14 protein-coding genes and 1 pseudogene are annotated in these 18,360 nt (G+C 46.8%); 7 read left to right on the top strand and 8 right to left on the bottom strand.

Annotated elements, in window-relative coordinates; translation table 11 throughout:
* Window positions 1-11 precede the first annotated feature (11 nt).
* The 4 genes from rpsF (at window position 12) to argJ (ending at window position 3,136) form a co-directional block, all read left to right on the top strand.
* The gene (gene rpsF / locus QUA57_RS10905) at window positions 12-347 is read left to right on the top strand and encodes a 30S ribosomal protein S6 (protein ID WP_015176119.1); all 336 of its coding nucleotides are present in this window, start codon (window positions 12-14) and stop codon (window positions 345-347) included.
* A gap of 824 nt (window positions 348-1,171) precedes the next feature.
* The gene (locus QUA57_RS10900) at window positions 1,172-1,366 is read left to right on the top strand and encodes a hypothetical protein (RefSeq protein WP_006631905.1); all 195 of its coding nucleotides are present in this window, start codon (window positions 1,172-1,174) and stop codon (window positions 1,364-1,366) included.
* Between the two features lie 61 nt (window positions 1,367-1,427).
* Window positions 1,428-1,568: a hypothetical protein gene (locus tag QUA57_RS10895; RefSeq protein WP_333035219.1), complete on the top strand. Its 141-nt coding sequence runs from the start codon at window positions 1,428-1,430 to the stop codon at window positions 1,566-1,568.
* A gap of 326 nt (window positions 1,569-1,894) precedes the next feature.
* Window positions 1,895-3,136, top strand: a complete 1,242-nt coding sequence (gene argJ, locus QUA57_RS10890) for a bifunctional ornithine acetyltransferase/N-acetylglutamate synthase (protein ID WP_333060841.1) — start codon at window positions 1,895-1,897, stop codon at window positions 3,134-3,136.
* 319 nt (window positions 3,137-3,455) lie between these two features.
* On the opposite strand, the gene QUA57_RS10885 is transcribed toward argJ, so the two are convergent.
* From QUA57_RS10885 to QUA57_RS10855, 7 genes are all read right to left on the bottom strand, one after another.
* Window positions 3,456-4,775, bottom strand: a complete 1,320-nt coding sequence (locus tag QUA57_RS10885; protein WP_333060838.1) for a hypothetical protein — start codon at window positions 4,773-4,775, stop codon at window positions 3,456-3,458.
* Between the two features lie 168 nt (window positions 4,776-4,943).
* Window positions 4,944-6,164, bottom strand: a complete 1,221-nt coding sequence (locus QUA57_RS10880) for a decarboxylase (protein WP_333060836.1) — start codon at window positions 6,162-6,164, stop codon at window positions 4,944-4,946.
* Window positions 6,165-6,244: 80 nt separating this feature from the next.
* Window positions 6,245-8,035 (bottom strand): asparagine synthetase B family protein, encoded by a 1,791-nt coding sequence (locus tag QUA57_RS10875; RefSeq protein WP_333060834.1) that lies wholly within the window; start codon window positions 8,033-8,035, stop codon window positions 6,245-6,247.
* Entirely contained in the window at window positions 8,036-8,659 is a 624-nt protein-coding gene (locus QUA57_RS10870; protein ID WP_333060833.1) for a DUF3859 domain-containing protein, read from the bottom strand.
* Window positions 8,660-8,962: 303 nt separating this feature from the next.
* A complete protein-coding gene (locus QUA57_RS10865) occupies window positions 8,963-9,679 on the bottom strand; it encodes an HAD-IA family hydrolase (RefSeq protein WP_333060831.1) in 717 nt (238 codons plus the stop codon).
* 168 nt (window positions 9,680-9,847) lie between these two features.
* A complete protein-coding gene (locus tag QUA57_RS10860) occupies window positions 9,848-11,767 on the bottom strand; it encodes a S9 family peptidase (RefSeq protein ID WP_333060829.1) in 1,920 nt (639 codons plus the stop codon).
* Window positions 11,768-12,144: 377 nt separating this feature from the next.
* Window positions 12,145-13,338 carry an NAD(P)/FAD-dependent oxidoreductase gene (locus tag QUA57_RS10855; protein WP_333060827.1) on the bottom strand — a complete coding sequence of 398 codons (1,194 nt, stop codon included), beginning with the start codon at window positions 13,336-13,338 and terminating at the stop codon, window positions 12,145-12,147.
* Window positions 13,339-13,857: 519 nt separating this feature from the next.
* Between QUA57_RS10855 and QUA57_RS10850 the strand changes: the two genes are divergently transcribed.
* The 3 genes and pseudogenes from QUA57_RS10850 to QUA57_RS10840 form a co-directional block, all read left to right on the top strand.
* On the top strand, window positions 13,858-16,941 hold the full coding sequence (locus tag QUA57_RS10850; RefSeq protein ID WP_333060826.1) for a PAS domain S-box protein: 3,084 nt from the start codon (window positions 13,858-13,860) through the stop codon (window positions 16,939-16,941).
* Window positions 16,942-17,025: 84 nt separating this feature from the next.
* Window positions 17,026-17,448: a DCC1-like thiol-disulfide oxidoreductase family protein gene (locus tag QUA57_RS10845; protein WP_333060823.1), complete on the top strand. Its 423-nt coding sequence runs from the start codon at window positions 17,026-17,028 to the stop codon at window positions 17,446-17,448.
* A gap of 96 nt (window positions 17,449-17,544) precedes the next feature.
* A pseudogene (locus QUA57_RS10840) lies at window positions 17,545-17,743 on the top strand (IS701-like element ISAcma42 family transposase); the annotation flags it as partial.
* Between the two features lie 62 nt (window positions 17,744-17,805).
* Here QUA57_RS10840 and QUA57_RS10835 read toward each other — a convergent pair.
* On the bottom strand, window positions 17,806-18,360 hold a 555-nt coding region (locus QUA57_RS10835; RefSeq protein ID WP_333060822.1), incomplete at its 5' end, for a transposase.

The following is an 18,360-nucleotide window of genomic DNA, read 5'->3' as shown; positions in this document are numbered from 1 at the left end:
GGATTATTGCCATGAAACCGTTTATTTACGAAACTATGTACATTCTGCGCCCTGATTTGGGTGAAGAAATGACAGACCAGGCGATCGCTAAATATCAAACTATTTTGCGCGATCAAGGTGCTGAAAACATCGAAACTCAGCACCGTGGCAAGCGCCGTTTGGCTTACGAAATCGGCAAGCACCGGGACGGAGTATACGTTCAAATGAACTATACAGCTCCGGGCGCTGCAATTTTTACCCTGGAGCGCGCGATGCGTCTGAGCGAAGAAGTGATTCGCTATTTGACAATCAAGCAAGATGTGCCAGATGCACCTGAAGCTGAAGCTGAAGCTGAAGTCGCCGAGTAGGACTCGTGTCAACTTAAAATCTGATGTAGTACCCGTCTACTGTTTGACGGTTAGGGCAGCTTATTCCCCGGCACGCCTTTCTTAAGGGCTACCCTGTACACACAAGTTGAAAAACTAACGTCAGAGCCTTTCGCTCCCCCTGGCATCCTCCTGAAAAAGAGGCTAGGGGGAGCTCTGTAATTGTGGGTACAGCATAGTTTCTTAAGGGCGGGACTTGATGTTGATTGAAATTATAGATAAATGGGCGATTGTTTTTCTAGGGAAGGATGATCGCTCTTTTTTGTGGGGAGGCGGCGGGGACTTAATCTATTTTTATCAACAAAGAAAGTTCGCTTTTTGAGGATGGCGATGGCGATTCACTTAGCCCAACTCTACTATATAGTTGACTACAAAAAACTTGATTGTGCTTGAGCAGAGCGGCTTAATCATTGTAAATCTAATTGTGATTCGCTACTTATTAAATTTACTGCTAACTAAGGCACATTCGACTTCCTTGAGAGGCAAAATTCTGCATCTATAGCTCTGAACCAAACTATAAAGTTATTTTTGCCCTTGGCAATTAGGTAGCCGCTAAAATGTGGCTCTTAGAAGAGGAATATTGTCAAATTTTGCCAACTGCTGCTTGAGGTTGGGGCTGAATCAACTAGGCCAAGCTTGATCGCACTCCCTGCACCTTCGATCTAGATTCTCGCCCCATAGCCCAATTGTAAAGTTTTGTGACAATTTTAATTTGGTAGCTTTAGATACAGAATTGTCTGTTATAGTGATAGAAGAGAAGAAAAAACCAGCTCAACATTAATCTAAAGAATACGGAGGAACCCCCTATGTCTACCGAAAATCAAGCTCGCTCTCTGATGATGCGCCACCACCAACTGGTGAAGAACCGCCAGCAATCCATGCTCAACCGCACCGCCACCGAAGTCGGGATGGAAGATACGCACTACTGGGGTCACATTCAAGGCAAACCGCAGCCCAGCTTTCAAGCCAGTTACGATCGCAGCAACGCCACCATGAGCTAGGGCAAGCTCAATTTCGACAATTGTCTACGAAGTTATTACCTATAATTTGGAGAAATCAGTTATGTCAACTCAAGAACAAGCCCGCAACCTGATGATGCGCCATCAACACGTAGTCAAAAACCGTCAGGAATCCATGCTGAGCCGTGTGGCTGCTGAAGTGGGTTTAGATGCTGGTTCTCCAGCGAATATTGATCGCAAATAACTCCTTTTTTCAACGGCGAGATAGTTGAATCGAGTTTGTTGTTTGCCAGCTAAAAATTAATAATGTCAATTACAAAACCGTCGCGACTTCTTCTTGAGTTCTAACTCTAGATTGGAAGCCGCGATTAGTTTTATGGGGAATTGGGAATTGGGAATTGGTAATATCTCGCTCGTACTGCTTGTATAGAGAGCCGTTTGAGCAAAGGGTGAGCTAAACCAGAGTGGGATAGCCTCAAAAGTATACATCACAAACCATAAAAGACGTTTGTGCCGAGAAACTTGATATAATCCCCTTTCAGCAGATTGAAGGCTAGTAGGGAGGTCATCATGTCGGACTGGAAAGAAATTGACGGCGGAGTTACAGCACCCAGAGGGTATCGAGCCTCGGGAATTACAGCGGGCTTGAAGCCTTCAGGCTTGCCAGATTTAAGTTTAATTTTGTCAGAGGTAGACGCGATCGCCGCCGGAGTCTTCACCACATCGACTGTCCGGGCCGCTTGCGTGGACTACTGCCGCCAGCGTTTGCAAGCTAAACCGAGCGCCAAAGCAATTTTGTGCAATGCGGGACAAGCTAATGCTGCTACTGGCGAACAAGGTTTGGCAGATGCCCTCGAAAGTGCCAAATTGTTGGGAGAAGCGCTGAATATTCCTCCAGAATCTATTCTTTTGGCATCCACTGGCGTCATCGGACAGCGGATAAAAATGGAGCCGCTGAGGGCGGGAATTCCCCGATTAGTTGCTGAGGCATCGGAAACTGGTTCCGATGCGGCGGCTAAGGCTATTTGTACGACTGATTTAGTGCCGAAAACGATCGCCCTGGAAACCATGTTTGGCGATCGACCCGTCCGCATCGGCGGCATCTGCAAAGGTTCGGGAATGATTCACCCGAATATGGCAACAATGCTGGCATTTGTAACTTGCGATGCAGCAGTGTCATCGCATTTGTGGCAAGAAATGCTGAGTCGGGCGGCTAACAGAAGTTTCAATCAAATTACTGTTGACGGCGATACCAGTACCAACGATTCGTTAATTGCTTTGGCAAACGGTCAATCCCGCACACCGGCAATTACGGAAATGGGGGCAGATGCTGAAAAATTAGAGGCGATGCTGACAGAAGTTTGCGTACATTTAGCAAAGGCGATCGCCCGTGACGGCGAAGGTGCAACTTGTTTGGTAGAAGTGCAAGTTAGTGGGGCGCTGGATGAAGTTTCTGCGAGTAAAATTGCCAAAACAATTGTCGGTTCTTCTTTGGTGAAAGCTGCTATTTTCGGACGCGACCCGAATTGGGGCAGAATTGCGGCGGCGGCGGGGCGCGCTGGTGTACCTTTCGATCAAGAGAATTTGCGGATTCAATTGGGGGATTTTTTGATGATGGAAAACGGACAACCTAAAGAGTTCGATCGCGCTGCTGCGAGTAATTATATGAAAGCGGCTGCGGAGGGGGAATATTTGAAGGCTGATACCGTTGTAGTTCAGGTTAGTGTCGGGAATGGCAGCGGTTTTGCGAAAGCTTGGGGATGCGATTTGAGTTACGACTACGTGAAGATTAATGCGGAGTATACGACTTAAATAAGTCCAGGCGCTTAGAAGTCCGGCCGGTTAGAAACCGCGCCTACACAAACAAAACCAGACGACGGCGAGTTAAAGGCAAATTTCACACAATTTAAACTAAATTTCCCCCCGTGGGGGGAAATCAAAAAATCTGAAACCTTTACTCACCGACTTAATATCAGCTTTTTGGGTACTTATTTTAAAATCGCTGAAGCCCTTACAAAGATAAGCTTTTTATGATTTTAACTAAAGAGCGATAAAAATCTTATTCAGACTAAGTTTCAAGACTTTTTTAGCTTATTATTAATAAGTCTAATATAAAGTTTGAAAACACGCCCTAACCAAAACTATCGGAGACAAACACATAGCCGCCGCCATATCCAACATTATCATCCACTAATATTAAGCCCTCGTTACCCTGCGGAGCGCCACTCTGAGCAAGTCCATAATTCACCACGCGCAACAACCGCTGTGGCGTAAACGATTCTAATTCCACAAAATTGCCTGCCTCCAGCCATGCTAGTTCTTCTGCTGTTAAACTTTGCCTTACAGCCTCGGGTAATTGACGGGATCTTTGTGCCATTGTTTGAGATTGCTGCACAAACATATCACTGGTTGCTAAGATTTGACGGGGAGAAATTCCCAAATCAAAAATTGTCACCGCTTGATTCGCAAACCACTCTGGATTAGTCCGCAGTTGATTTACCAAACCAACGCCACCCGGACTCGCATTGTGGAGTGCATAGACTTTTAAATCGGCATTGCGCCGCAGCATTTCGATTACGGTGTTGAAGATGCTTTGGGGATAGCCACTGATGCTTAGAATGGCGCAGTTGTTTTCAAAATGGACGTTGTTGGCAATTAGGAATTGAGCTATTTCGTCAGTGTCACAGATAATTGCGCGATCGAAGCTGTAGGCGCTAACTTCGGGATCGATGCTGGCGCGTAAAGCTTCTTGGCGAGGTGCAGGCAGCAGTTTTTCTAGTGTACCGTTCACTCTTTGCCAGCGTTGTAGCCACTCATCACTCTGCGCTGCATTGACAATAAATACTTCACTAATTTCGTGTAGGCGATTTTTTTGTGAAATGCCGAGCCAGTAGGAAAATAGCCCTAGTGTAATCGCTACGATGTATCCTGAAAAATAATCCAATATCAGGCTTCCTGAAATGCCCATAACTAAAATAATTTCCCCTAAAATCTGGAGGAGTTTAGCATTATTTCTTCTGCCGCGAATACCTTGAGCAGGAGATTTGCTGTCGTAGAAAACTCGCCATATCCAAATCAAATTGTATAGAGCGAAGGGAATAACCACTGCGAATTGTGACGGAAAAATAGCAGTAGCCCAGGTAAGGGCGAAAAGGCCCACAACTCCGCTATAAAAGAAGTATAAAACAATCCAAGTGGTTGGTGGGATGCGATATTTAAGCTTTTGGTCAATAAAATACAAAAACTGTTTGTGTGTAAAAAACAACATATTTTGGCTGGAAATCTTTTCGATCGCATTCTTGAAAAACGGATCGGTAAATGCTAATTTTTGATCGGTGACAGCGGTTGGTTCAAACACAAACGGATGGTTGCACTGTTTGCAGCGACCTGAGTTCCTGGTACGATCGCTCAAAATGTTGTCGGTATTACACTGGACGCATTTCATTCCCATTTCGCTTACTCCTGATTAATTTAATGGATTTATATTATTGACGGTTGTTTTGGGAGGTTTTTACCGCAGAGGGCGCAGAGGGCGCCGAGGAAGAGAAGAGAGATAATAAGTAGAAGGAAGAAGGAAGAAACTATGCCCAATGCCCAATGCCCAATGCCCAATGCCCTCTTAAAAGATTTGCCCGTTCAACAAGATAGAATAGTCTTCTCGCTGTCGAATTAATCGATCGCCCTTAGCATCAATCAACACCTCAGCAGGGCGGGGGCGGTGCAGAAAATGCGACGACATCGCATAGCCGTAAGCCCCGCTATCCAAAATCAGGATCGCATCTCCAATTTTGAGTTTCGTTAGCCAGCAGTTGCGCCCCAAATAATCCCGCGAATAAGTCGTGTTGCCGCAAATATCCGTTTCATGTCGCAATACATCGTCGGTTTCCCAAGTTGCGATCGCCCGGTAGCCCCCGTGCACCGCAGGCACCGATAGATTTGATACAGTCGTATCCACACCGACAATTTGCCGATAGCCCAACCACTTCACCGACACAACTTTCGCAAGCAAAACGCCACAACCTGCGATCGCCGATCGTCCCGGTTCAATCACCAACTCGATCGGGCGAGATAGCGCACTCAATCGTTCAGTAATCGCCGCACCAAACTCCCGCCAGTCAAACACCGCACCGCCTCGATAGGGATAGCCAAAACCACCGCCAAAATCGAGGGTTTTCCAATCGGGCAACAGTTGGGCGATCGCAATTAGGCGATCGATCGCCTGCGTAAAAGCACTCGTGGCGTTTGTTCCTGTCCCCCGATAAAAATGCAACCCGGTAATCCTCAACCCCTGCTGCTGCGCGATTTCGTTGGCTTTCTCGAATTCGGCGGGACGTACTCCAATCCGACTGTCTCCCGTCAATTCCGGTGAGTTGAGGCGCAGTCCGATTTCGGCACCGCTCGATCGCGGCTGACTGCGCGAATATTCGCAAAAATCCTGGAGTTGCGACAGACTATCGAAATTGAATCGATCGATCTTCCATTCAATCAATTGCTTAATATCCGCCCTGTTGAGGTTACTGCCGGTGTAGACAATGCGATCGCTCGTAAAACCCGCTTTCAGTCCTAAAAAAACATCCCCTGGTGTATTCGCGTGTAGCCCCCAACCAGCCTGCTGAATCAATTGCAACAGAGCAATATTGCCGTTGGTGACGTTAGCAAAATGAAACTGAACGTGCGGATAGTCGATCGATCGCGTAATATGCTCAAGAGTCTGACTGAGGATCTCGGCCTGATACACATATAAGGGCGAACCATAAGTTGACAAAAGTCGCTTGGCTAATGCTTCCGAGAACGGCGGCGAATGTATTTTGGTTTCATTCTGTAGCAAAGATTCAGTCATATAGAAGAAGGAAGATGGAAGAAGGAAGATGGAAGATTGAAGATTGTAAAATCGAGTGAAAAGCAGTCAACAGTCAACAGTCAACAATCAACAGTCAACCTCCTTCGATATTTCCAAATGCGCTGCCCGATCGCCGGTGGCAACCAAAACACATGATCCAGCGATCGCTTGCTCGGAATTTCGCCTAAAATCTCGGTTCGCCATGCCTGCCACATCAGCAGCAGCCAGAGATTATTGCCAATATAGCGATCGCGCATAGCAACTCCGAGTTGTCCCGATAACATCGCGTCGGCCAAATGGGGCTGCCAGCAATTTTCCGATCGCAACACATTCGGATTCAGCCGATCGCCGATCGCAGCCCAAAACTCCCGGTAATACCAAACCTTCAGCGGCACACCCATCCCGCGCTTTTCCCGCCAGACAATTTCCGGCGGCAACCAGCGTTCAGAGGCTTTTTTGAGGATGTATTTTTCGCACGCACCTTGCAGCAGCAGCTCGCCAGGGAGTTGAAACGTCCATGCTGTGAGGTCGGGGTCGCAGAAGGGCGATCGCACCCACAAACCGCAAGCAAACGCCAATGCCGTTGCCCTCGGCTGAATATTTTGGGCACCTTTGAGCATCAGCGAAGCGCGCCGCAGCCTCGCTAGCAGGGAAGGACAGGTTTCCGGATCGATCGCGTCTTGCAGGTAAACGCTCAAATCGTGAGACTGGATGCGATCGAGCATTTCTGGCGAAAAAATCTGTTTTTCATAACCATAAAATCGCTGAAACGTCCGCAAATACTGCTGTTCAAAAGTTTCTCCTCCGGCGGGATGTTCCGCACTGTAAACTCCGTTTGCGATCAAAGGCTTGTTCGTCCATCCAGCAAATAGCTGATCGCCATTCTCGCCATTGAATACAACTCGCACGTCTTCCGCCGCCGCCTGTTTGAGCAAAAACAGCGGGGCTGTTGTGCCATCTCCATAGGGTAAATCGAGGGCTTTGGCGGTTGGCCCGATCGCCTGCAGCACTGCATCGCCCGTCGCCGCCACTCGGATCAGCGGAATCTGGAAAAAGTCCGCCACCTGTTGGGCGTAGGGCAGTTCGGAATAAGCTTCGACACCAAAATCGAGGGCATAGGCGCGCACCTGCAAGCCTGCTTTCACTAGCAGCGCCGTCACCAGGGAAGAATCGATGCCACCGGAGAGTAAAACGCCCACGGGTTCGTCGATCGGCAAATCTGCCACTTGTCGATCGATCGCCTGTTGCAACAGCCATTGCAATTGTGCGATCGCCTCATCCTCACGGCGCAGTAATTGGGGCGCTTCTTGCCAAGCCGATTGCAGCGATTCCCTAGAGGATAGCTTCGTCGCGCGTACTTTCGGCCGATCGTTAACATCGGCGATTTCCCAAATCATCTCGCTTCCGGCTGCTACGGATGCAATTTGCTCGATCGGAGTTAACGGCGCGGGCACGTAGGAAAAGCAAGCATAGCTGTGTAGCGCGATCGGGCTAATTTGAGGGGAAGCAATCAGCGGTAGCAGCAATTGCATCCGCGTCGAAAACCAAATCGTTTCTCCCAACTGCATCCAGTAAAGCGGCACTCGCCCAAACGGATCGCGCCCCAGCCGTAGCTGTTTCGCTTCTACCGCCGCCCAAGCATCTCCCGGTAAATCGGTTGGCTGAAATCGCCCGCAAGCATTCAGCGTCACTGTGTCAGCCGTGAGTACAGATGCAGAGGCGATCGCCCACTCTGATAATTTGCCCTGCCGAATGCAGTAGTCTGGGACTAAACGGCTGAGCGTTTTTGTGCGTGAAGCGAAGCTATCCCGTAGGGAATCGTCCAGTCCCCAATAGCCGATAAAATGTGAAGGTTTGTCGATCGCACCCATCTATTTCACCGTGAAAGGTTCACTGCTGATGACGCGCCCATCCAGGGACATCCGCACTTCCCATTTGCCTGGGGCGGCAGCAGATCCGAGATCGTAATAGCAGTGGGTATTCCAAACCGCAGTATCGATCGTGCGAGTTTGATACCTGCCCTGATGCACAGTTTGACCGCTAGAATTAATCCAGTCGCATTGTAAAGACAACTCGCGACCGATCGGGGCATTTTGCAACGTCACCTGGTAGTAGATGCGGGGGTTGATTTGACGGTTGACTTGAGTGAGGCTGTCACCGCCCTTTTGAGATAGGGCAATTCGGTCTTCTCCTGCGACAATTTGAGCAGTTTGCTGTTGCTGATTTTGCCCGAACAGCACGCCTATACCGATCGCAGAGATGACAACGGCTGTCGAGGCGATAGCGAGCCAACGGTTGCGTCGCTGCTGTTTTTCTAGGACTTCGCGGCGGCGCATTTGGGCGATCGCATCTTCTAAAAGCTCATCAGGCAGATTCAACTCCCGTAAAATTTCTCTTACCTGATCCGGGGCCAATTCTAACTCGCGCTGCTGCGATAACTTGTCGATTTCAGCGACTACCTGTGCTAACTGAGTTTGAGTGAGTCGAGGTTCCATAAAGTTCACGATTAGTATCTGTAATGTTCTTTCCCACTAGAAAGTTAAATATAGCGTTCGCCTCTCTCTTCTCGAACTCACCGCCCTCTGCGCTCTCTGCGGTTAAATTACTCATATTATTCAATAAACAGCTCTCTAAGTCAATTCATAAAAATCATAACCTTAAGCTCATAAAATTCATATTTATAGTCCTGGACGCATGGGGAATCATGCGAAACCGGGTTTTTTACGAAAAGACGGGTTGCAACCCGCCGATCAGGTAAAAAAAACCTGTTTCTTTGTCGGAGTGCGGCCAGGACTGACTTATATAAAATCTAGACTAGGAAACTCTTCTACTTTTTGGGAATCAGTTAAATTCAAGTTTCCTGAATTTATTTTTTCCTGTTGGCGATTCAACCAAACTGCGTTTAATCCCGCATTTTTAGCACCACAATAATCTGCTTTGAAGCTGTCGCCGATATGCAACACATTCTCGGCAGTGCAGTTGTGCTTTTGCAAAGCAGCAGTAAAAATTTGAGAGTCTGGTTTTGCTGCACCAACCTCGGTAGAAATTGTCACTGATGTGAAATATTCGGATAAATTTAGTGCTTTTAATACTGGATAAATTCGGGAATCGAAATTCGAGACTACTGCTAATTCAATTCCTTGTTGCTGCCACTTATTTAATGCTGGCAATACGTCGGGATAGACGAACCAAGGTTCGGCGGTGGCAAAATGAGCGTAGAGTTCCACAAAGAATGTGGAAAAGTCGGAAAAGTGGTGGAAAATGCCTGCTATTTGGAATGCTTTTGCGGAAACTGCTTGCCACCACTCAAATTCTAATTCGGGAATTTTTGCCGTTTCTCTCCCTGGAAATGCCATCGGGCTTGCTGAGGCGAAGCTTTGGAAAAATGCTGCATTTAACTCTTCACTCTTAACTGTTACTCCAAACCTCTGGGCTATTTGTCCGTATACCTCGCCGACGCTACCGCGAACATCAAATAGTGTACCTGCGGCATCTAGAAAAATAATTTTGGTCATTTGAGAAGAAAAAGGGAAGAGGAAAGAGGACTTATCGCACATCCGGTTGCATCGGAATGATTTAACCACAGAGGACACAGAGAACACAGAGGAAAAGAAGAGAAGAGAAGAGAAGAGAAAAGAGATTTGAATAATTCCTTCTTTCTTCTTCCTTTTTCCTTCTTCCTTCTAATTAGTTGTTTGCGGATTCACCAAGCCAGAATGATTGGCAAGGTTGCCTGCAGGTTCAAATCTGCCTCCTAAATATTTGGCTAGGAATTCTTCGGCGATCGCAAAAAAGTGCAGCCGATTTTCTGGCCGCGCAAATCCGTGTCCTTCATCTGTATAAAGCACGTATTCTACAGGTTTGCCGGCTTGCTTCATGGCATTGACAATTTGCTCGCTTTCTGCTAATTTAACTCGCGGGTCGTTAGCGCCTTGGGCGATGAGTAAAGGTTTCTGAATGCGATCGACAAAAGATAAAGGCGAGATCGATTTCAAAAACTCTGGTTCTGTTTCCAAATTGCCCACGCGGTGATACAGGCTTGCTTTTCTCGGTTCCCAGTAAGGGGGAATCGTTTGCAGCAGCGTAATCAAATTGCTTGGCCCGACAATATCGACGGCGCAGGCAAAAACATCAGGACTAAAAGTCAATCCCACTAAGGCGGCATAACCACCGTAGGAACCGCCCATAATCGCAATTTTATCCTGTTGGGCAATTCCTGTTTCTACCAGCCAATTAACCCCATCTAGCAAGTCGTCGTGCATCTTAGCCGCCCATTCGCGATTGCCGGCATTGAGAAAGGCTTTGCCGTAGCCGGTGGAACCGCGAAAATTGATTTGCAAAACGGCGTAACCTCGGTTTGCCAGCCATTGGGCTTGTGGATTGTAACCCCAGGTATCGCGTGCCCAGGGGCCGCCGTGAACCAGCAAGACTGTCGGTACGGGTATTGAGACACCAACCGGTTTTGTCAGGTAGCCGTGAATGGTTAAACCATCTCTTGCGGTGTAAGAAATGGGTTCCATTGATGATAGTTGTAGCCCTTCGAGTTTGGGTTGGTTGCTGAACAGAAAGGTGAAAGTTTTGGAAGCGCGATCGTAGGTATAGTAGTAGACTGGGCCGTCGTCTGTCCTGTAAGCAATTAGCCAAGTAGTGTCGGCGAGGTTGCGACTGGTGATGGAGAATTCGCCGGGACGGAATTTGCCGAGATCCTCAAAATCCTCTGCTATGCTTTGGTCTAAAATCTGCCACTCTTGCTTGTCTTTGTAGAAGGAAACTGCTTGAATCTCTCGGTTGGTCGGGTGTATCAAAATATCGCCGACATCGTATTCTGGATCAGAGGCGATATTAGTTTCTTGTTTGGTTTCTAAGTCGAGTGCGATCGAACGTTTGGCGTTAGCATCGTGATTGCCGATGATGTAAAGAATTTTGCCGTTTTCTGAGAACATGACGGCACCGCCTTCGTCGTCGGGGCCCCAGCGTCGCAAGCTTTCCCAAGACTTATCGGCAGTTTCTCGAAATAGCAATTCTGTACTGCCGTCGGCATTTGTGGCTGTCGCCGCCCGCACTTGAAATTGGGCGTCAGCAATCCAAGTCCAACCCATGATGTTACCGGGGTTGTCGGTGTCGAGTTCAACGGCACCGTTTTGCAGGTTGATGCGGTAAACATCGTGTTTGCGGCGATCGCTGATGTTCATTTCCACTAAAATTTCATTAGGGAAGTTGCGGTCAAGGGCGATCGGATGAGCTCGAACACCTTGGAATGGTGTCAAGTCGCGAACCTGATTTGACTGGATATTGACTGAGAATAAATGCCATTGTTCATCACCATCAATATCTTGCTGATAAATGAGTTCTTCGCCACTGTAAGTCCAGAAAAAGATGCGGATGCCGCGTTTTTTATCGGCTGTTAGTTGGCGATCGTCTGCTTGACCGACGGTACGCAATTGCACTTGCAAAACGTTGTGTTCATCGGGTGCAATGTAGGCGAGATACTTGCCGTCGGGTGAAAGTTTGGGGCTAGTTTTTTCTGGGTTTCCGAACAGAATTTCCCGCTGAATTAGGGGCGGAAGTTCTGTTTTTTGGTGTTGAAATGTTAAATTTTGCATTTTTTATTTGGGCTAAGATTCTCTAGCTGATGCACTCGCCCGCCAGTCCGCCAGTCCGCCAGGGAATGAGTTCCACGGTGCTTATAGCTAAAGTCCTCTAAAAGAGGACTGAATAATTCATTAGACATCTCCCAAAATGAGGTTTTTGTCAAAATACGGCAAGGCTTCCCAAATTTTATTAGGAGATGTCTATAGTCCTCTTTTAGAGGACTTCAGCTTTGAGGCAGGGGTTGAAACCCCTGCCGGACTGACTGAGTGAGGGAAACAGCCTTAAATTGACAGGCTTTGGACTCTTGGAGTGCCCCTACGGGTATAGATCGATCGGGGGTGTACTTTATAAACGTAGAATCTGCTGTATCTATTTGAAGAAGCATTGATTAGCTTTTAAGCAACTCTTGAATCGGCTTGCTAATCCAATTAAAACCAACTTTTAGCTGATGCTCAAATGTTGGCATCCGATAGAGATAAGCTAAGCGGCGAGCAATGTGGGCTAGTTGTCCGTCGAGTTTAATTCCTAAACCGGCTAGGGTGGCGTTGTCAATTCCTAATGTCATCATTTCTCCTAGCGGCTGATAGCGGAAAGGAAGTAATGGGCGGCCGGTGAGGGAGGCCCAAATGTTCCAGGCGGTGTAGTCAGCTTGCTGGAAGGCTGTTTGGGCTGTTCCGGGGACTTTTTGACCGGTTGCATCGTAACATTCAGCTAAGTCTCCCAAGCCAAATATATCTGGATGGTCGATAATTTGCATCTGCGGATTGACGATTAATTGACCGCGCTGGTTTTGTTTGAGGGGTAGAGATCGTACTGCTTGACTAACTTGAGTTCCTACTGTCCACAGCACTATGTCTACGGGGAGAACATCTAATTGTCCTTTGTAAAGTAAGGATATTGTGTCCGCTTCGATCGCCTCTACTTCAGTTTCTAAGTCGATCCACACTTTCCGTTTTTCTAAAGCTTGGCTGGCGGCTTCGCGGTTAAACTCCGGTGATGTCCGCAGAATCATGTCGCTTTGCTCAACTAACCGCACGCGACCTTTTTCTCCGAGTCGATCGGCTAATTTACAAGCTAATTCTACTCCTGAATAACCGGCCCCGACGATCGCCACCCGAATTTTGTCGTTGTTGCTGGCTTCTAAAAACCGCAGTCTTTCTTCTAAGCGGTAGGCGTCGTCGAGGGTGCGAAACGAGTAAGCATATTCAACCGCACCCTTGACCATATCTAGAGGGGTTTTGCCGCCTAAAGCTAAAACCAGGCGATCGCACGGAATTTCTGGCCCGTCGTGCAACTGCACTCGCTTTTCCTCCACATCGATGCCGGAGACAGTGCCTTGACAAAAGCGCACGCCTGTGTTTTCCAAGAGTTCGGCAAACGGGGGGGCAATTTCCCAGGTTTGGAGTTCGCCGGTCAGGAGTTCGTACAGCAGGGGAACGAACAAAAATCGATCGCGGCGGTCAACTAGGACAATTTCGGGTTTTTCGGTTTTGGAGAAGGGTAACTGACTCAAGCGCAGGGCTGTGTAGAGTCCGCCGAAGCCTCCGCCGAGAATGCAAATCCGGGGTTGTTGTTGAGTCATGGTGTTTTGTTTGAGGGGCGATCGGTAGCAAGGAAACTTATCTTATTCTAACGAGAGTGAGGGAGTGGGGAAGGGGGAGAGTGGGGGAGTGGGAGAGTCGGAGAGTGGGAAAGTGGGAAAATCTTCGCTCTTTCCCTCGATCCTCAACATCCATTCCTTAAATCCGTTAAACTCACATCTTGCACCATTCTCACTTAACAGGCTTTCGGGCCTGTTCCACAAAGAATGAATTTCTTGTGCGGTGGGCCCTTCTAGCCCGCTCCTAAAAGGCTTATGGAGAATGGTGGAACATCTCAGTTAAATCCTTTAAATTCGTTAGAAAATTCGTTGGCGAAGTGTTTTATACATCTCTAGCCTTGATTAGCTCTACCTATTAGCCACCCTCAAGTTTTCTGAATGTTCGCAGAACTAATTTTGTACTATATTAGTTTATAACGAATTGTTACGCAAATTAAATTCACTTTTTATAGGGTCATCTACTCTCACACTTGCCCTCGCACTTACAAGTGAAAAAAAACCATGCAAATTTCTTCCAATTCTTCTAAATTTAAGAACGACGATCACAATAACGAAGACGGCTCATCTTTGTTAAAAAGCGAAGAAAAATATAAAAATTTAGTAGCTAATATTCCCGGTGCTGTCTACCGCTGTACCTGCGAGTATACGGACGCCGGGGAATTAACACGGACAACGGCGTTTTTGAGCGAGGCTGTTCAAGAAATATCAGGCTATCCCTCTTCTGATTTTATCAACGATCGCGTCCGTTCCTTGGCAAGCATTATCCATCCTCTAGACCGCAAAAATGTGGATGCTGTTGTCAAAAAAAGTGTAGAAACTCGAACTCCGTACATCCTTGAATACCGGATTGTCCGGGCTGACGGCGGCATTAGCTGGGTTTACGAAAAAGGCAAAGCTGTTTGCTGCGAGGCGGACGAGGCGAGAGGAAGACAAGAGGGACAAGGGGAAATTGAGGGCTTTTTGTCGGCTGTGGTTTCGCAGGTTTCGCCGATTTCGCCGATCGCAAATTCTCTGTGTCGGGTTGTTTATCTCGACGGAGTGATTTTGGATATTACTGAACGAAAGCGAGCTGAGGAAAAATTGCGAAACACTCAAGATTTTCTCAATGCGGTACTGCAAAATCTACCGATTAGTGTCTTTATTAAAGATGCTGTAGAGCAAAAATTTATTTATTGGAATACTGCTAGCGAAGAATTGTTTGGCTATTCCAGGGATGAAGTGCTCTTAAACAATGCTGCTGACTTGTTGGAGCCAGATCATGCCAATTACTTGCAAGCACAAGATTTAGAAGTGCTCGCAACGAGAGAAGGCGTCGATTTGCCCGAACAAACTATCGAACTTCCGCGCGGGGGAAAGCGGATTTTGCACACGAAAAAAGTTCCTTTGTTTGACGATTCGGGCGCGCCTAAGTACATTCTGGGTATTGCTGAAGATATTACGGAAAGAAAAAAAAATGAAACCGAATTGTCGCGCTTGGCTATTGTAGCTCAAAAAACGCAAAATGGTGTGATTATTACTGATGCTCAAGGCTGCATTGAATGGGTGAATGAAGGATTTACTCGCATTAGTGGTTATGTGCTGGCAGAAATGCAGGGAAAAAAACCAGGTGATGTACTGCAAGGCCCTGAAACAGACCCGCTAACTATTGCTCAACTGCGATCGGCTTTGTCTGCGGGGGTGCCGTTTAATCAGGAAATCTACAATTACAAAAAGAATGGAAGGGGTTATTGGGTGGCGCTTTCGATCGCCCCCATTTATCAAGAAAATGGTGAACTCGAAGGTTTTATTGCGGTGCAAACTGATATTACGGATCGCAAGCAAGCAGAGGCAACCGTCAGGGAAAGCGAGAGTTATTACCGCTGCATTGTCGAGACGGCTTCGGAGGGCGTTTGGATGTTTGACAGCGAAAGTATCACGACTTTTGCTAACTCTCGGATGGCCGAAATGCTGGGGTATACTGTGGAGGAAATGCTGGGGCGATCGCTATTTGAGTTTATGGACTGCGAATCTAGGGAAATAGCAGAAAGTTACGTCCAGCGCAGGCGGGAAGGCATTCGCGAACGCCACGATTTTAAGTTTACTCGGAAAGACGGATCTCACTTGTGGGCGATCGTGTCGGCGACGCCGATGTTCGACGCTGAGGGCAAATTTTCCGGGGTTTTACGAATGATTACCGATATTAGCGATCGCAAACAAGCCGAAGCAGAATTGCGCCAAACTCTCAAAGAGTTGGAATTTGAAAAATTTGCTTTGGATCAATCGGCGATTGTCTCTAATACCGACGAATTTGGATCTATTACCTATGTCAACGATCAATTTTGCGAACTATTTAAATATTCCCGAGAAGAACTGATCGGCAAAACCCACAGACTTGTTAATTCGGGTTATCACGCAGCCGATTTTTTTAAGCAACTTTGGTCAACTATCCGCCAGGGAAAGGTTTGGCGGGGAGAAATGAAAAATCAAGCTAAAGACGGTACATTATTCTGGTTGGATACTACGATTGTACCTTGCTTAAATACCAGCGGAGAACCTCATCAATATGTAGCAATTCGCAAAGATATTACCAAGCGCAAACACGCCGAAGAAGCGGTGCAGCTTTCCGAAAGTCAATTGAGGGGTAAAAATCTAGAATTGGCAAAAGCCCTACGGGACGTGCATAAAACTCAAAGCATGATGGTTCAAAATGAAAAAATGGTAAGTTTGGGGCAATTAGTCGCTGGCGTTGCTCACGAAATAAACAATCCAGTTAGCTTTATTTACGGCAACGTCATGCACGCTGACGATTACTTTAAAGACTTGCTAAAAATGCTGCAACTTTACCAGCAGGAATACCCGAACCCAACACCGGCAATTCAACAAGAGATAGATGATGTAGATTTAAATTTTCTGCTCAAAGATTTGCCGAACCTGTTAAATTCTATGAAAATGGGAGCCGAGCGAATTCGCCAAATTGTGCTGTCATTAAAGAATTTTTCGCGATTAGATGAAGCCGAACAAAAGCAGGTGGATATTCACGAAGGGATTGAAAGCACTTTGTTGATTTTGCAGCACAGGTTGAAAGAAACGGCAGGGCGTCCTAAAATTGTGCTCCTCAAAGAGTTCGGCAATTTGCCCCGCGTACAGTGTTATGCAGGACAGTTGAATCAGGTTTTTATGAATATTATTGGCAATGCAATTGATGCTTTGGAAGAGGCAATGGAGACTGGACACTGGGCAGAGGGACAACTGGCACCTATTCCTTATTGTCCTTCGCCGACGCTGCGGATTTGTACGGATGTAAAATATGAACAGGATGCTTTGATGCAGGCAGAGTCTGCTGTTTCTGATGATTCAAGGCGGCATCCTTCTCATATTGTGATTCGGATTGCTGACAACGGGCCGGGGATTCCGATAGATGTTCACAAAAGGCTGTTCGATCCGTTTTTTACTACGAAAGAACCTGGTAAAGGTACTGGTTTGGGGCTGTCTATCAGCTATCAAATTGTGGTGGAAAAACACGGCGGGCTGCTTAAGTGCGATTCTGCACCGGGTCAAGGCACGGAATTTGCGATCGAGATTCCTGTAAAAAAAATAGTTAGTTAGGTAGGTGCGCCCCTACGCACCCTACAGCTAGTAAGTAAGGTGCAATTCCTGCAATAGTTCATCCCCAATTTAGGAAGTTATCAAATGAATTACAACGTAATTTACGACGGCAATTGCAATCTGTGCGTTACCTTGGTACAGTTACTAGAAACCTTAGACCAAGGCCAGCGGTTTGAGTATATTCCCATGCAAGATTTAGAGCAATTAAATCGCTTTGGGATTACGTCTCAAGAATGCGAAATGGGGATGATTTTGATAGATGGCAACACCCCGGAACGGCGCTGGCAGGGCAGCGATGCGGCGGAGGAAATCGGGCGGATACTTCCTGCTGGGGAGGTGTTTGTGGCGGCTTACCGGGCAATGCCGGGGATGAAGTGGATGGGCGATCGTGTGTACGAACAAGTCCGCGATAACCGCTATACTTTGTTTGGCAAGCGATCGACTACTTACAAATCTGTTTATCCAGTTGGTTGTAAGTCGATCGACAATTGCGATAATAGGGACTAATACCAAATCCAGCTTATTTCTAGGAGTTACGCATTGACAAAATAACAAAATACTGAATTGATAAATATAGGTCCTCTACTTTCTAGGTATCGGACAATCAGAGAAATCACTAAATCATCCATAGCGCAACGCAATCTAGACCTATACACCTTATTTTTACTGTCAGAGCCAAAGTTGGGAGGTTGTAGCAGGTTATCAGAAATATTGGGAGAATTTTCACATTCAGGGTGTGAATCGCTTTTTATTGAGAGAGCGATATGAACCGAAAGATTTATTCAAGATAATAGAGAAAATTACAGCAAATTCCAAGTTTATGAAGTACAGTAACAGCAGCTTGTAAACCAGTTTTTAAAGTGCTTAGGATTGACAAAATAAGCGTGCAGTAGCCAGCAAAATATCAACCATCTTGGTGGTGCTTGGTGAGAACTGACGTAAAAAAGCTTTAAGTTGCGACCACCATAACTCTATAGGATTAAAATCCGGAGAATAGGGTGATAAGTTCAGTAAACTAGCACCAGCGGCTTGTATCAATGGTTCAATAGTCCCCAACTTGTGAGCAGGTAGATTATCCATAACAACTACTGCACCCTCCCATAAGTTGGGGACTAAAAAATGTTCAATAAAGACTTCAAAAGCTCTGCCATCCATTGACCCGTTGAGGGTCATTAATCCTACTACTTTTTTTAAGCTAATTGCTCCGATAACTGTGACTTTTGCCCCCCGATAAAATGGTTTTAAATCGTAGACTCTACTACCACATATTGAACGTGCATGGGTTCGCGTCAACCCCAATAAAACGCCCATTTCCTCCAAAAAAATGAGGTTGTCAGGGTCAATATTTTTCACTTTTTCCCAATATTCACACCTCAGAATTTGCACTCTTTCAGTGGCAGACTGACTACTGCGTATGGT

Origin of the sequence: Microcoleus sp. Pol7_B2, assembly GCF_036701035.1 — a bacterium.
Classification (GTDB): Bacteria; Cyanobacteriota; Cyanobacteriia; order Cyanobacteriales; family Microcoleaceae; genus Microcoleus.
The sequence above is the reverse complement of the archived record's forward strand: the minus strand, read 5'-3'. Positions and strand labels throughout refer to the sequence as shown.